This is a genomic window from Marivita sp. S0852, assembly GCF_046591575.1.
Classification (GTDB): Bacteria; Pseudomonadota; Alphaproteobacteria; order Rhodobacterales; family Rhodobacteraceae; genus Marivita.
Window position 1 is genome coordinate 399,341 of record NZ_JBIQWA010000005.1, and the last position, 15,069, is coordinate 414,409.

Genomic DNA, 15,069 nt, shown 5'->3' on the forward strand with positions numbered 1-15,069 from the left:
AAACCTCGTCGAAAGGCCCTTTGACAGGGCCTTTTCCTTTGCCAAACCGCTGTCACCTTGGCCGTAATGGCACTTCGGAACAGCACTAAACCGCGTCAGGTTCTCAAAACCCGGTAAATCGCTGGGATGACAAGCACTGTCAGCAGGGTCGATGAGGCAAGGCCAAACAGCAAGGAAATGGCCAAACCCTGAAAAATCGGGTCGTTCAAAATCACCGCCGCGCCGATCATTGCGGCAAGTGCTGTCAACAGAATCGGTTTGAAACGCACCGATCCGGCCTCGATCAGCACCTCTGTCAATGCGCGGTCAGGTGTCTTGGCATGCCGGATAAAATCGACCAGCAGGATAGAGTTCCGCACAATGATCCCGGCAAGCGCGATAAATCCGATCATTGACGTTGCCGTGAACGCGGCATCAAACAGCCAGTGCCCCCCAAGTATGCCAATGAAGGTCAACGGCACCGGGGTCAGGATCACCAAAGGCAATTTGAAGGAACCAAATTGACCGACCACCAAGATATAAATACCCAGAAGAGCAACGATAAAGGCGGCCCCCATGTCACGAAAGGTGACCCAGGTGACCTCCCATTCGCCATCCCAAAGCAAGGTCGGATGGCTTTCGTCCTCGGGCTGGCCATTCAGCGCGATGTCGGGTTTTGGAAGGTCTGTCCAATCCTGTGCATCCAGCGCGTCCTGAACAGCCAACAGGCCGTAAAGCGGTGCCTCAAAGCTGCCCGCCAATTCAGCCATCACCATCTCTGCCGCCCGTCCGTTGTGCCGAAAGACCGGAAAGGACGCGCGTTCCTCGGTGATCCGCACCACATCGCCAAGTTCCACCACACTGCGGTCCCCCGGCAAAACGTTGGCCGGAATCGGTGTGGTCAGGAAATCCTCGTCAAGAATGCGCTGGCCCATGGGGCGCTCAAGCCGGATCGGGATCGGTTGCCGCCCGTCGCCACGATGCGAATACCCCACGGTCATGCCGCCGTTCAGAATGGCAATTGTGTTCAGCGCATCAGCCTCTTCGACGCGAAAGAACTCTGCATCATCCGTAGACACCGTAGCGCGCAACCGACGGGCCGGATCTCCGTAGGAATTGTCGACATCGACAATAAAGGGAACCGAGCGAAAGGCGGTTTCAACCCGTGCCGCCACGGCGCGCCGGGTTTCGGCATCCGGCCCGTAAATCTCTGCCAACAGGGTAGCGAGAACCGGCGGACCGGGCGGCGGTTCCACCACTTTGAGGCTAGTTTCAGGAAAGACATCCAACCCGGACAATCTCTCCCGGATATCAAGAGCAATCTCGTGGCTCGACCGCTCCCGTTCCTCTTTTGACAGAAGATTGATCGCAACATCGCCCTGTTCAGGTTGCGCGCGCAGGTAGGAGTGTCGCACGAGGCCATTGAAATTAAACGGAGCGGCTGCGCCCGCATGGGTCTGAACCGACCGCACCTCTGGCAGGTCGAGGACAAGTCTGGCCACCTGTTGTGCGATGGCGTCGGTGGCCTCGACCGAAGAACCTTCGGGAAGGTCGATCACAACCGAAAGTTCGGATTTGTTATCGAATGGCAGCAGTTTGACGGTCACATCCTGGGTGTAAAACAGCGCCAGTGACGCAATCGTCAGGATAGTGACACCGGCGATCAACAGCCAGCTGCGTGCCTTGGTCGCCAGTATCGGCGCGGCAGCCGCGCGGTAGATCTGACCAAGCCTGCCACCCTGCGCGTCTTCTTGATGCGTCGATGCAGTTCCGCCAGCGGCTTTCAGCATCAGCCAGGGGGTGACCGTCACCGCGACAAAGAAGGAAAAGATCATTGCGGCAGAGGCATTTGCCGGGATCGGGCTCATGTAGGGGCCCATCATGCCGGACACGAACAGCATTGGCAGCAATGCTGCAACCACGGTCAATGTCGCGATAATTGTCGGATTGCCAACCTCTGCCACCGCGTCGATTGCGGCCTGACGCCGGGGGCGGTCGTCCGCCATTCCCCAGTGCCGGGCGATATTTTCGATCACGACAATTGCATCATCCACTAAAATCCCGATGGAAAAGATCAACGCAAACAGCGACACACGGTTCAGCGTATAGCCCATCAACCACGACGCAAACAGCGTCAGAAGGATTGTCACCGGAATAACCAATGCCACGACAAGCGCTTCGCGTCGCCCAATGGCAAGCCAGACCAAGGCGATGATGGATATCGTCGCAAGGCCAAGGTGATACAGCAGCTCGTTTGCCTTTTCGTTGGCGCTTTCGCCGTAATCACGGGTGACGTCAATGTGCATCTCTTCCGGGATCAGCGTGCCTTCCAACGCCTCGACCCTGTGCAAGACGGCTTCGGCAACCTGCACCGCATTGGACCCCGCGCGTTTCGCCACGGCAAGCGTCACGGACGGAACCCGCGTGACAACGCCGTCCGTTTTGGTCACGGTCGACACCAGCAGATCACCGCGATCAGACGAAAACGCGATATCGGCAACATCACGCACATAAACCGGGCGATTGTCGCGGGTGATCAATAACAGATTACCGATCTCTTCCGGGGACCGCAGGGTTTCGCCCGCCAAAAGCGATATCTGTTGTCCCTCATCGCGAATGCGCCCCGCAGGGAACGCAGTGTTCGCACCAGACACCTTGCGGGCAAGCTGTTGAAGCGTCACGCCATACAGCGCCAGCCGCGCCGGATCTGGAGCGACGCGCAATATTTCCGGGGTTTCGCCAACAAGATAGGTCAGGCCCACATCCGGAATCTTGGCCACTTCCGTTCGCAATTCCCGCGCGATACGCGTCAAATCATTCGGCGTTATCCGGCCGGCGGCCTCTTGTGTCGGCGACAGGGTCAGCGCGAGGATCGCAACGTCATCAATCCCGCGTCCAACGATCATCGGTTCAGGCACGCCCACAGGAATCTTGTCAGAATTCGCGCGCACCTTGTCATGCACACGCAGCACGGCGGTATCGCCAGAGGTGCCGACCATAAAGCGTGCCGTCACCACCACCTGATCGTCATAAGACTGCGAATAGACGTGTTCGACATCTTCGATGCTTTTGACGATCGTCTCAAGCGGTTCGGTGATCAGTTTGACCGCATCATCGGCTTTCAACCCGTCAGCGCGGACGTGAATATCCACCATTGGAACGGAAATCTGCGGCTCTTCCTCGCGGGGCAAACTCACCAACGCGACAAGGCCGAACACAAAGGCGGCAAGCAAGAACAGCGGTGTGAGGGGCGATGTGATAAATGCCCGCGTCAGCCCGCCCGCAATCCCCAGCGGAGGTGTAGGCTGTGTCATGGTGTGACCACGACATCGCCAGAGGAAAGGCCGCTCAGGACTTCGACCATATGTTCACCGTCCCGAACAACTGGCTCGCCCAGCACAACCGCACGATCCATTTGGTCCTCGCCCACCATAACAGTGACAAAATCAATGCCAGAGCGTGTGGTGACCGCCCCCTCTGGCACCAATAATGCCGACCGTTCCCCCACGGGCAATTCAACAAGAACACGGGAATTGACATAAGCGGTATCGAGGTTTGCCACATCGACATCGGCAATCACGCGGCCATTTTCGATTTGGGGATACAGCTTGGCAACACGGCCAGTGGTCTCTGTGCCCTCGGCGTGCATTCTGATCCCGGCCCCCTCAACCAGCGACGCCGCATGGCGTTCCGGGATGGCAAGGCGCAGGAAAAATCCACCTCCGCCGATCGTCGCAATCGGCTCTCCTGGCAAAACAACCGCGCCAAGTGTGGCCGGCACTGTCAGAACACGGCCCGCACCCGGGGCCAACACCCCGCCTTCGGCCGCCTGCTGGGTGACAACATCGCGCTCTGCTTCGGCGGTCGCGATCTGGCCGCGCAAGACGTCGACACTGGTGCGCAACTGGTCAAGCCGCTGCACCGTCGCCACACCTCGATCAACCAGCGCCTGACCCCGTTGCAGTTCGGTTTCGGCCGTCGACAACTGTACGTTCAGCGCCGTGATCTGCGCCTCAAGCGCCGCAATCTGAAACACGATTTTATCATCGCGCACCAAGGCAATCTGCTGGCCCGGCTCAACCAGATCGCCCTCGGTGACCGAAAGCTCGACCACCAATCCGCCGATCCGTGCCCGCGCGGGCACCGTTTCTCGGGCTTCGACCCGGCCATAGACGGTTTTCCATTCGGAAATGATCGAGACACCAAGTGTGAATGTCTCGGCCGAACCCGATCCAGCGGCCAGCACGCTGAGTATCAGTACCGCGATGCGCATAGTGGTATCCTTAAAACGCTTTGCCGGGTTTGACGCCAAGCATGGCAAACAGTCGGGCCGCCGGACAGAACCCGGTAAATGCCGATTGCAAAAGGTTTGCGCCGACAAACACCGTCAACCAGACGAAATAGGCAGAAACCCAATGGGTCAGCGCGACGGAGAGAAGGATCATGACGCCAGCGAAGGCAAACATTAAACGATCAAGTGACATGTCTCGGCTCCTTGCATGAAACATATTCATTTTTCTGAATTTAACTGAAATGTCAAGCGCCGTTTACAGTCTGGACAATTTCGATTGCCGTCAGCTTTGGCACAGAATGCGCCGCGCCCGATCCGGAAAACGCAGTGGATTGCGAAGTCAGTCCTGACAGACCTTCAAACCCACCAGATCCACCACCTGTGCCTATTCGCAGGTGTCAATCCGGCGCTTTGAACCCGGCTTCGGCATTCAACCGATCAGAGGCCGTTTCAATCCGCTCTTCCAGAATGCGCAGGAATTCAGCCCGCTCCAGGCCCGGTGCAATCGGTTCAAGAAACTCGACCACGGCGGTGCCTTGTCTGCGGTAGATCCCCCGTTTCGGCCAAAACAGCCCCACATTGGCAGCAACCGGCACACAGGGCTGGCCAAGCTGTTCATAAAGCACCGCTGTGCCAACCTTGTAGGGGGCTTTGACCCCAGGTGCGATCCGGGTGCCTTGTGGATAGATGATCAGTTGACCACGCGTGAGAGTGCCTCTTTCAACCCCCTCAAGCATCTGTTTGATCGCCGCGCCGCGCTTGCCACGATCCACTGGAATACACCCGATTCGCAAACCGTATTGCCCGACAATGGGCGCGTACATCAGGATGCGTTTCATGATGAACTTGCCCGCTGGTACGGCCGAGAAAACCAGGAACACATCCAAAAAGCTCTGATGTTTGGCGGCAATCACACATTCATAATCCGGTGCCATGCCCCGAATTTCGGTTTTAAGACCGATCATCCACGGGGCCGCCCAGCGCACATAACGACACACCGTCAGACAGGCAGCACGCGCGGCCTTGCGCGAAAAGACCGCAAAGGGAAAGAAACTGATCCCGACAAGTGCAATAACCACATAGACCGAGGTCACATAGACCAGCGACCGCACCCATTGAATTGCGTATGCCATCAGGCCAATTCCTCTAATACGCGCGCTGCGGCAAACCGGGTCGCGATCAGCGCGACAAGCCCGGACAAGGGTGGGATCAACGCAACCCAGACCCAACCAAGGCCTTGAATGTTCAGCCCTGTCAGAAAGCCTGCGGCATCGCTTTGGCTTGGAATGAAAAACAGGACTACAACCCCTAAAACCGTGCCGAGCGCAGCCCCGGTCAAGGCCCGCAAGGCAAAGCGTCGAACAAACGCGCTGGCGATATAGGTGTCTTTCGCACCGACAAGTCGCAGCACCGCGATCACCTGCGCATTTGCTGCAAGCGCGGCATTGGCTGCAAGTGTCACCATCGCCGCCGTCGCTGTGGCAATCAAGAGGATCGCCGCCCATCCCAAAAGCCGCAATCGGGTCGCCGCCTCGATCAGAGGGCGACGCCAGCGGGCATGATCGTCCAGAACCGCGGCAGGGGCCTCGGCCGCAAGTCGCAGACGCAGTCCCGCCGCGTCATAGCCTTCGTCTGTCTCGATGATGTCGATCAGTTGGGGAAGCGGCAGATCTTCGATCGGAAGATCCGTTCCGAACCAGGGGCGCAACAAATCCCGTTGCTCGTCGAGGCTCAGCGCGCGGGCATCCACAATACCCGGCGTTGTGCGCAACACACGCAAGGCCGCTTCGGTCTGGGCCGCGACCTCTCCGGCCGGTGCTGAAATCCTGAGCGTCGAGGCCTGGGCCAGTTCTTGACCCCATCGGTCGGCAATCCGCCCCGATGCCATGGACAACGCCAACGCAAAGACGGCAAGAAACGCCATTGCAAAGGCACTGAATACTGTCAGGCGCGCGGTAAACCCAGTTGGCGGCACCACCCGGTCCGCCTTTTCATCAAACCGCAGCATCTGCGCCGTCGCGCGGGGATCAAACTTCACAGATCCGCCCCCGCGGTTTGCAATCGCTTGTTCGAGATCCGCAAGACACGCGTCTGCACCTGCGCCTTGGCGGCGCGGATCAGACTTAGGTCATGTGTCGCAAACAGAATGGTTTTGCCCATTCTGTTCAGCTCAACCAGCAAGGTCAAAAGCCGTGTCGACATCTCCCAGTCGATATTTCCGGTGGGTTCATCCGCCAACACCACATCCGGCGACATGATAACCGCCCGCGCCAGTGCCGCGCGTTGACGCTCTCCGCCGGACAATTCAGGCGGCAGCGCATCTGCGCGCTGTGTCAAGCCCACCCATTCCAGCAGCTCTTTGAGGTTTGCCTCTGCAAACGCCACGTCCTGACCCGAGACCGTCAGAGGCAATGCAACGTTTTCCGTTACCGGCAAATGATCAAGAAATTTGCAATCCTGATGAACCACTCCCACTTTTCGGCGCAACAGCGCGATATCGTCACGCCCAAGGCTGCGGACATCACGATCGAACAACCGTACATGCCCGGCAGTTGCCTGAAGCGCGCCGTAACACAGTTTTAGAAATGTGGTTTTGCCAGATCCCGATGGACCGGTCAGGAAATGAAAAGATCCCGGTGACACGGTCAGATTGATGTCGGACAGCAATTCGCCCCCGCCATAAGAGTATGCGACATTTTCAAGCTCGATCACGGCGGTATTGCCCCTGCCCTTGGTTTGTGGCTGTTGTGCCTGAGCATCGTGCCGGTTTCAATGCGACCGACGCCATACAATGGGGTTTTACAAGCAGATCGGCGCGCCTATGCTATTTGCACGGATGAGGAACACAGGCAGACCGTAAAATCGGGAGCAGCCAAACGGGGGCGACAGGCAATATGCGGCTGACATGTCCAAGCTGCGGGGCACAGTACGAAGTCCCGGAAGATGTCATTCCCGATGAAGGTCGGGATGTGCAATGTTCCAATTGTGGAAACACCTGGTTTCAGGCGAAGGACACCGAAAACACCCCCGAGGCTTTGGCGGCGGCTGCGGCAGCTCCCAAAGATGCGGTCTGGCATCCAGAAGTCGATACCGACGCCGCAGACGGGCCATCAGTCAATCAAGCCGCATCACCGGGTGAGACGCCCACCCCCAAGCCCCCAAAACGCCGGGAGCTTGATCCGGCGGTGGCCGACATTCTGCGCGAAGAGGCCGAGTTGGAAAGCCGCGCGCGCGAAGCCAATGCCGGAACGTTGGAAGAACAACCCGATCTTGGCTTGCAGGAACCCGAAGACGCCGCCGCCAAGCGCGCGCGTCAAGCCCAGGACCGGATGCGTCAGCTGCGCGGCCAAGAGCCCGAGACCGCCGCAGGTGCAGCCGCTTCGCCCGTGCCGGACCGCCCCCAATCGCGTGGCGAGATGCTGCCGGATATTGATGAAATCAATCAAACGCTGCGCGCCTCGACCGAACGCCGCGACCTGCGATCAGTTCAGGCTGATTTGGAAGATGACGATGATGACAGCGGCAGCTTTGGCCGCGGGTTCATCTTTGTTGTTGTGATCTTTGCGATTGCTGCGTCACTGTATGTTTTCGCGCCCCAGATGGGGGATGCGGTCGCCCTTCTGAAAGGCCCCATGGACAGCTATGTCGCGTTTGTGGATCAACTGCGAAACTGGCTCGACAATCAGATCGCCAATATTCTGGGCACAAATTCGGGCGAAACACCTGAGGCCGTGCCGACAGAGCAATCGTAACCTTCGACAGTCCGCGCCTTGTCACGGCTAACGCCGGTCACGTGCCATTTTTGAACGTCGTACCTTTGGACCTATGGTTCAGATATATCTGGCCCTAACGGTTCTGACATGTTCTCATCAAGATACGTTCAAACCGGGGCGGGCTTCGCACCAGGTCTGCAGTGATTCTCATATGGAGGCGACAGCCATGGACGGGACCCTATCCCAAAACGATCTCAGCCACGTGGTCGAAGCCGACCGCGCGCATGTCTGGCACCACCTGACCCAGCACAAGCCGTTTGAAACGAACGATCCGCGCATCATTGTCGAAGGCAAAGGCATGCGCGTCTGGGACCAAAAGGGCAAAGAGCATTTGGATGCCGTGTCCGGTGGTGTCTGGACGGTGAACGTGGGCTATGGCCGCGAGAGCATCGCCAAGGCGGTCTATGACCAGTTGCTAAAGCTGAACTATTTTGCCGGTTCCGCCGGGTCGATCCCCGGTGCGCTGTTCTCGGAAAAGCTGATCTCCAAGATGCCGGGCATGAGCCGCGTCTATTTCACCAACTCCGGCTCGGAAGCGAACGAAAAGGCCTTCAAGATGGTCCGCCAGATCGCGCATAAGCGTTATGGCGGTAAGAAGTACAAGATCCTCTACCGTGACCGCGATTATCACGGCACGACCATTACCAACCTGTCCGCAGGCGGTCAGGACGAGCGCAACGCGCAGTATGGCCCCTACACGCCGGGTTTCGTGCGCGTGCCGCATTGCCTTGAATACCGCGCGGGCGATCAGGGCGCGCCGACCGAGAATTACGGCGAATGGGCCGCCGAACAGATCGAACAGGTGATCCTGCGCGAAGGCCCCGACACCGTGGGTGCTCTGTGTCTCGAGCCGGTAACAGCCGGTGGCGGCGTCATCCCCCCGCCGCAGGGCTACTGGGACCGCGTGCAAGAGATTTGTCGCAAGTACGACATTCTGTTGCATATCGACGAAGTGGTCTGTGGCATCGGCCGCACCGGCACATGGTTCGGCTACCAGCACTACGGTGTTCAGCCGGACATGGTGACAATGGCCAAGGGCGTCGCATCGGGCTATGCCGCGATTGCCTGCATGGTCACCACCGAAGACGTGTTTTCGATGTTCAAGGACGATGCAGACGATCCGATGAACTATTTCCGCGATATCTCGACTTTTGGCGGCTGCACCGCCGGTCCGGCCGCGGCGCTTGAGAACATGCGCATCATCGAAGACGAGGGTCTGCTGGAAAACACCACCAACATGGGCGCTTATATGCTTGATCAGTTGCACGCACTGGCCGACAAACACGCCGTCATTGGCGATGTGCGCGGCAAGGGTCTGTTCCTTGGTGCCGAGCTGGTCAAGGATCGCGACACCCGCGCACCGATGGAGGAAAAGCGGGTCGCCGCGGTTGTCGGCGACTGCATGGCGCAGGGTGTTGTCATTGGCGCAACCAACCGGTCGCTGCCGGGCTACAACAACACGCTGTGCTTCAGCCCTGCGCTGATCGCCACCAAGGATGACATCAACCAGATCATCTCGTCCGTGGACGAAGCACTTGGGCGCGAATTTGGGTGAATGACCCCTTGATCACGGGCCAGCGCTTGAATGCGCTGGGCCAACCCATCGGCCTGGCGCTTGCCGATTGCACCCCGCGCCCCGTGCCACCGCGCACGCCAATGGTAGGGCGTGTGTGTACGGTAGAGCCGTTGGCGGACACACATGCCGATGCGCTGTACGAGGCCTTTCAGGACGACGTCGAAGACCGGATCTGGACCTATCTGCCGAATGGCCCCTACCACGACCGCGCGGCGTTCCGCGACTGGGTGTCCAAGGCCCGGAAAAGGGATGATCCGCTGATGCATGCCATCGTGGTGGATGGTCAGGCCATCGGTCACGCTAGCTACCTGCGGATCACCCCTGCCAGTGCGACAATCGAAATTGGGTTCATCAACCTGTCCCCGCGTTTACAGCGGACCGTTGCCGCAACCGAATTTCAGTACCTCATGATGGCGCGCGCGTTCGATGAACTGGGGTATCGCCGGTATGAATGGAAATGCGACGCGTTGAATGCGCCGTCCCGCCGAGCAGCAGAGCGTTTGGGCTTTACCTACGAGGGCACGTTCCGGCAAGCGACGCATTACAAGGGCCGCAATCGGGACACTGCATGGTATTCGATTCTTGATTGCGAGTGGCCAAAGTTGAAAACACGCTTCGAAAATTGGCTGTCCCGAGACAATTTTGATGCGGCCGGAACACAAATCAAACCGTTGAAAACCGCCTAACAATCACAGCAAAGTCCTGAGAGCGTTCAAAAATGCGGCTTGGCAAAGTGAAAACACACCTTTTCCATAAAAACTTTACGCGCGTAAAGTTTTGCGCTAGCAATGGCAAAACGACCGACTTCGCGTATATGCATTTTCGTTAGCGCTATCGAAATCTGTGGAACCCCATGAAAACCGACATTCTGAACCGCCTGAAATACTCGCAAGGCAAGGACGCCGAGAACGCGTCTGTCTATGACTGGCGCATCGCGCTGTCTTTGGTGCTGCGGGACGAGATGGTCGAAACGTGGTTTCGCTCGACCAAGGAAACCTACGCGGCGTCACCCAAGCGGGTGTATTACCTGTCGATGGAATTCCTGATCGGGCGTTTGATCGAAGACATGATCTCGAACCTGGGCCTGGAAGACACCGCGCGCAAAGCGATGGAAGAGCTGGGGCAGGATTACGACACGATTGTGCATGACGAACCGGACGCCGCCTTGGGCAATGGCGGGTTGGGCCGGTTGGCCGCATGTTTCATAGACTCGCTGGCAACGCTGGGCATCCCGGCGTTCGGCTATGGCATCCGCTATGAACACGGGCTTTTTGAACAAAGCTTTGCGCAGGGACAGCAGGTGGAAAAGCCAGAGACATGGTTGACACAACGCCATGCGTGGGAATTCGAACGCCCGGAATCGCAGTACAGCATCGGGTTTGGCGGGCATGTCGACCATCACGAAGGCAAGGCCTATTGGCATCCCACCGAAGTGGTGATGGCCACGGCCTATGACACGCCAGTTGTTGGCTGGAGAGGCATGTGGGGCAACACCTTGCGCCTGTGGGCGGCAGAGCCGTCGAATGAGTTTGACCTCGAAAGCTTTAACCGGGGCGATTACCTTGCCGCCGGTCGGTCCGAGGCCTTGGCCCGCACCATCAGCCGGGTGTTGTACCCCGATGACACCACCGAGAGCGGCAAGGAACTGCGGCTCAAACAGGAATACTTCTTCACCGCTGCATCGCTGATGGATCTGGTCCGCCGCTACTTGCGCGACCATGACGACATCCGTGCCCTGCCGGATTTTGTTGCGATCCAGTTGAACGACACGCACCCAGCGATTGCGGGGCCAGAGCTTGTGCGGTTGTTGGTGGATGACCACGGGCTGGCGATGGACGAGGCAATAGACCTGGCCTGCCGCTGCCTGTCCTACACCAACCACACGCTTCTGCCCGAGGCTCTTGAGCGGTGGAGCGAGCATCTGATGGGGCGCATCCTGCCGCGTCACATGGAGATCATCCGAGCGATTGAACATGCGCATCAAACCGAATTTCCGAACAGCCCGCGCATCCTTGAACATGGCGATGTGCGCATGGGCGAACTGGCCTTTGTGATGGCGCATAAGGTGAACGGTGTCTCCGCGCTGCACACCGAACTGGTCAAGGAAACAGTGTTTGCCGACCTGCACCGCATCCACCCGACGCGGATCATCAACCAGACCAACGGCATCACCCCGCGTCGGTGGTTGCATGGCTGCAACCCCGCCTTGCGCAACGTGATCAACGACCAGATCGGCGACGGGTGGGTGACAGACCTAGAGCAGTTGTCCGCGCTCAAGGCGAAACGCGGCGATGCCGGGTTTGTCGATGCGTTCAGCGCCGCCAAGCGCGCGAACAAGGTGACGCTGTCGAATTGGATCGGGGAGACTATCGGCGTGACCCTGAACCCCGACGCGATGTTCGATGTGCAGATCAAGCGTATTCACGAATACAAACGGCAGTTGATGAACCTTCTGGAAACCGTCGCGTTGTGGAATGACATGCGCGACAATCCGAACGCAAACTGGACCCCTCGGGTCAAAATCTTTGGCGGCAAGGCTGCGCCTGGATATTTCGTGGCCAAGGACATCATCCGCCTGATCAATGACGTGGCCAGTGTGATCAATGCGGATGAGGTGACGGGCGATATGCTCAAAATCGTCTACCCGCCGAACTACAACGTCACGATGGCCGAACGCCTGATCCCGGCGGCGGATTTGTCAGAGCAGATCTCGACCGCGGGCAAGGAAGCGTCCGGCACCGGCAATATGAAATTTGCCCTGAACGGCGCGCTGACCATTGGCACGCTGGACGGTGCGAATGTGGAAATCCGTGAACATGTCGGGTCCGAGAACTTCTTCCTGTTTGGTCTGACCGCCGCCGAGGTGATGGAGCGCCGCACACATCACGGCTTTGCCCGCGCCGCGATTGAGGCCAGCCCGCGGTTGCAGCGCGTGTTGGGCCAGATTGCCGAGGGCCGCTTTGCGCCACATGACCCAAGCCGCTATCATGGCCTTGTGGGGATGCTCTATGACCATGACTATTTCCTCGTGACCTGCGATTTCGACAGCTATTTCGACACGCAGCGCCGCGTCGATATCGCTTATCGTAACACACAGAACTGGGCGTCGATGGCTATTGCGAACACCGCTAGCATGGGTTGGTTTTCCTCCGACCGCACCATTCAGGGCTACGCGCGCGACATCTGGAATGTGCATAGCCTGACATCCCCCAAACTTGAGAAATCTGCGTGATGACCGGACCCGCCGCCCTTGACTCTGATACCGCGCAAGCGATTGCCCAGGGCCAGCACAGTGATCCGTTTTCGGTGCTTGGGCTGCACGAGGTGGACGGCAAACTGACGGTGCGCATCATGCGCCCCGGCGTGGATGGTGTTGAGGTTCTGGACACCAAAACAGGCCGCAAAATCGCCGCTTTGGATATGGTTGCGGATGGAGTCTATGCTGGCTTGATCCCACGCCGCAAGAAACGCTTTGCCTACCATTTGCGCATGACGCGCGGTACCGAGAGTTGGGAAGAGCAGGACGCCTATGCCTTTGGCCCCAAGATGGGCGAGTTGGACGAATATTTGCTGGGCGAAGGCACGCATTCGAAGCTTTGGAACGCCTTGGGCGCGCATGTTTGCACGCATGAGGGCGTCAATGGCACACATTTCGCCGTCTGGGCCCCGAATGCGTCGCGGGTGTCTGTGGTTGGGGATTTCAACGATTGGGACGGACGCCGCCACATCATGCGCCGCCGTGGTGCGACCGGTGTGCACGAGATTTTCATGCCAGGTCTTCAGGACGGTACGGTTTACAAATATGAAATTCTGGATAGCGCGGGAAATCTGCTGCCTTTGAAAGCTGATCCTGTTGGGTTTGGCGCGGAAGTGCCGCCCAAGACAGCCTCGGTTGTGCGCGACCTGCGCGGATACGATTGGTCTGACGCTGGCTGGCTGTCGAAGCGTGGTGCAAAACAAAAGATCGACCAGCCGATCTCTATCTACGAGGTGCATCTGGAAAGCTGGCGGCGTGTGCCCGAGGATGGCAACCGACCTCTGACCTACCGCGAACACGCGGATCAATTGGTCAGCTATGCCAAAAACATGGGCTTTACCCATATCGAACTCACGCCTGTGTCCGAATACCCGTTCGGCGGGTCGTGGGGGTATCAGCCCGTGGGTCTGTTTGCCCCGACATCGCGCTTTGGCACGCCGGAGGATTTCCGCGCGTTTGTGGATGCCTGCCATACCGCCGGTCTGGGCCTGATCATCGACTGGGTGCCGGGGCATTTCCCAACCGACCCACACGGGCTGGGCCGGTTCGATGGCACGCCACTTTATGAACATGCTAACCCAAAAGAAGGCTTCCATCCGGACTGGAACACGCTGGTCTACAACTATGGCCGGACGGAAGTGCAGAACTTCCTGATCGCCAACGCGCTGTTCTGGTTTAAGGAATACCACATCGACGGTCTGCGCGTCGATGCCGTGGCGTCCATGCTTTACCGCGATTATTCGCGCCAAGAGGGCGAATGGGTGCCCAACAAGCACGGCGGCCGTGAAAACCTAGAGGCCATCGCGTTCATGCAACGCATGAACGAAGCCGTGTATGGGGCCGATGACAGCATCCTGACAGCCGCCGAGGAAAGCACCGCCTTTCCCGGCGTCAGCGCGCCGACCGATGCGGGGGGGTTGGGCTTTGGGTTCAAGTGGAACATGGGGTGGATGAACGACACCCTGCGCTATATGGCCGAAGACCCGATCAACCGGAAATACCACCACGACAAGATGACCTTCGGCCTGCACTACGCGTTTTCCGAGAACTTCATCCTGCCGATTTCCCATGACGAGGTTGTGCATGGCAAAGGGTCGATGCTGGGCAAGATGCCCGGTGACGACTGGCAGCGCTTTGCGAACCTGCGGGCCTATTACGGGTTCATGTGGGGGCATCCGGGCAAGAAGCTGCTCTTCATGGGATGCGAATTTGCCCAAGGGCAGGAATGGAACAACGAGACCAGTCTGGACTGGCACCTGCTGGACCACGCGCCGCATCGGGGGATGCAGGCGCTGGTGCGCGATCTGAACCATTTGTACGTTTCAACACCCGCACTGTACGAAAAAGACTGCAAGGAAGACGGGTTCCGCTGGATCGACGGCGGCAATTCGGCGGAGTCGGTGTTTTCATGGCTACGTTCCGGCCAGGACGGCAGCGCGCCGGTTCTGGTGGTGTCCAACTTCACACCTGTGCCGCGCACGAATTACAGCATTGGCGTGCCCGAAGCTGGGCATTGGGACGAAAAACTGAACACCGACGCCGCGATCTATGGCGGTACGGACACCGGAACGCCGGGCGGGGCCGAGGCGAAACCGATCTCGATGCATGGCTGTTCGCATGCGATCGAGATCACGGTGCCACCATTGGCAACGGTTTTCTTTCAGTTGGCACTCAACTGAACAAAAGACTTGGG

General features: G+C 58.6%; 11 protein-coding genes. 5 read left to right on the plus strand and 6 right to left on the minus strand.

Annotated features, from left to right (window positions below; translation table 11 throughout):
- Positions 1-95: 95 nt before the first annotated feature.
- The 6 genes from ACG74X_RS13790 to ACG74X_RS13815 form a co-directional block, all read right to left on the minus strand.
- Positions 96-3,293: an efflux RND transporter permease subunit gene (locus tag ACG74X_RS13790; protein ID WP_411235532.1), complete on the minus strand. Its 3,198-nt coding sequence runs from the start codon at positions 3,291-3,293 to the stop codon at positions 96-98.
- The gene (locus ACG74X_RS13795) at positions 3,290-4,252 is read right to left on the minus strand and encodes an efflux RND transporter periplasmic adaptor subunit (protein WP_411235533.1); all 963 of its coding nucleotides are present in this window, start codon (positions 4,250-4,252) and stop codon (positions 3,290-3,292) included. Before ACG74X_RS13795 ends, ACG74X_RS13790 begins: the two co-directional genes overlap by 4 nt.
- Positions 4,253-4,262: 10 nt before the next feature.
- Positions 4,263-4,463: a DUF2892 domain-containing protein gene (locus ACG74X_RS13800; RefSeq protein WP_411235534.1), complete on the minus strand. Its 201-nt coding sequence runs from the start codon at positions 4,461-4,463 to the stop codon at positions 4,263-4,265.
- Positions 4,464-4,668: 205 nt separating this feature from the next.
- Positions 4,669-5,403 (minus strand): lysophospholipid acyltransferase family protein, encoded by a 735-nt coding sequence (locus tag ACG74X_RS13805; protein ID WP_411235535.1) that lies wholly within the window; start codon positions 5,401-5,403, stop codon positions 4,669-4,671.
- Positions 5,403-6,278, minus strand: a complete 876-nt coding sequence (locus ACG74X_RS13810) for a cell division protein FtsX (protein WP_411235634.1) — start codon at positions 6,276-6,278, stop codon at positions 5,403-5,405. Before ACG74X_RS13810 ends, ACG74X_RS13805 begins: the two co-directional genes overlap by 1 nt.
- A 26-nt stretch (positions 6,279-6,304) precedes the next feature.
- On the minus strand, positions 6,305-6,982 hold the full coding sequence (locus ACG74X_RS13815) for a cell division ATP-binding protein FtsE (protein ID WP_411235536.1): 678 nt from the start codon (positions 6,980-6,982) through the stop codon (positions 6,305-6,307).
- 182 nt (positions 6,983-7,164) lie between these two features.
- Between ACG74X_RS13815 and ACG74X_RS13820 the strand changes: the two genes are divergently transcribed.
- From ACG74X_RS13820 to glgB, 5 genes are all read left to right on the plus strand, one after another.
- Positions 7,165-8,022, plus strand: a complete 858-nt coding sequence (locus ACG74X_RS13820; protein ID WP_411235537.1) for a zinc-ribbon domain-containing protein — start codon at positions 7,165-7,167, stop codon at positions 8,020-8,022.
- 187 nt (positions 8,023-8,209) lie between these two features.
- Positions 8,210-9,598 (plus strand): aspartate aminotransferase family protein, encoded by a 1,389-nt coding sequence (locus ACG74X_RS13825; protein WP_411235538.1) that lies wholly within the window; start codon positions 8,210-8,212, stop codon positions 9,596-9,598.
- Positions 9,595-10,305: a GNAT family N-acetyltransferase gene (locus ACG74X_RS13830; RefSeq protein WP_411235539.1), complete on the plus strand. Its 711-nt coding sequence runs from the start codon at positions 9,595-9,597 to the stop codon at positions 10,303-10,305. The genes ACG74X_RS13825 and ACG74X_RS13830 overlap by 4 nt, the downstream gene beginning before the upstream one ends.
- 167 nt (positions 10,306-10,472) lie before the next feature.
- Entirely contained in the window at positions 10,473-12,851 is a 2,379-nt protein-coding gene (locus ACG74X_RS13835) for a glycogen/starch/alpha-glucan phosphorylase (protein ID WP_411235540.1), read from the plus strand.
- Positions 12,851-15,055, plus strand: a complete 2,205-nt coding sequence (gene glgB / locus ACG74X_RS13840; RefSeq protein ID WP_411235541.1) for a 1,4-alpha-glucan branching protein GlgB — start codon at positions 12,851-12,853, stop codon at positions 15,053-15,055. Before ACG74X_RS13835 ends, glgB begins: the two co-directional genes overlap by 1 nt.
- Positions 15,056-15,069 lie beyond the last annotated feature (14 nt).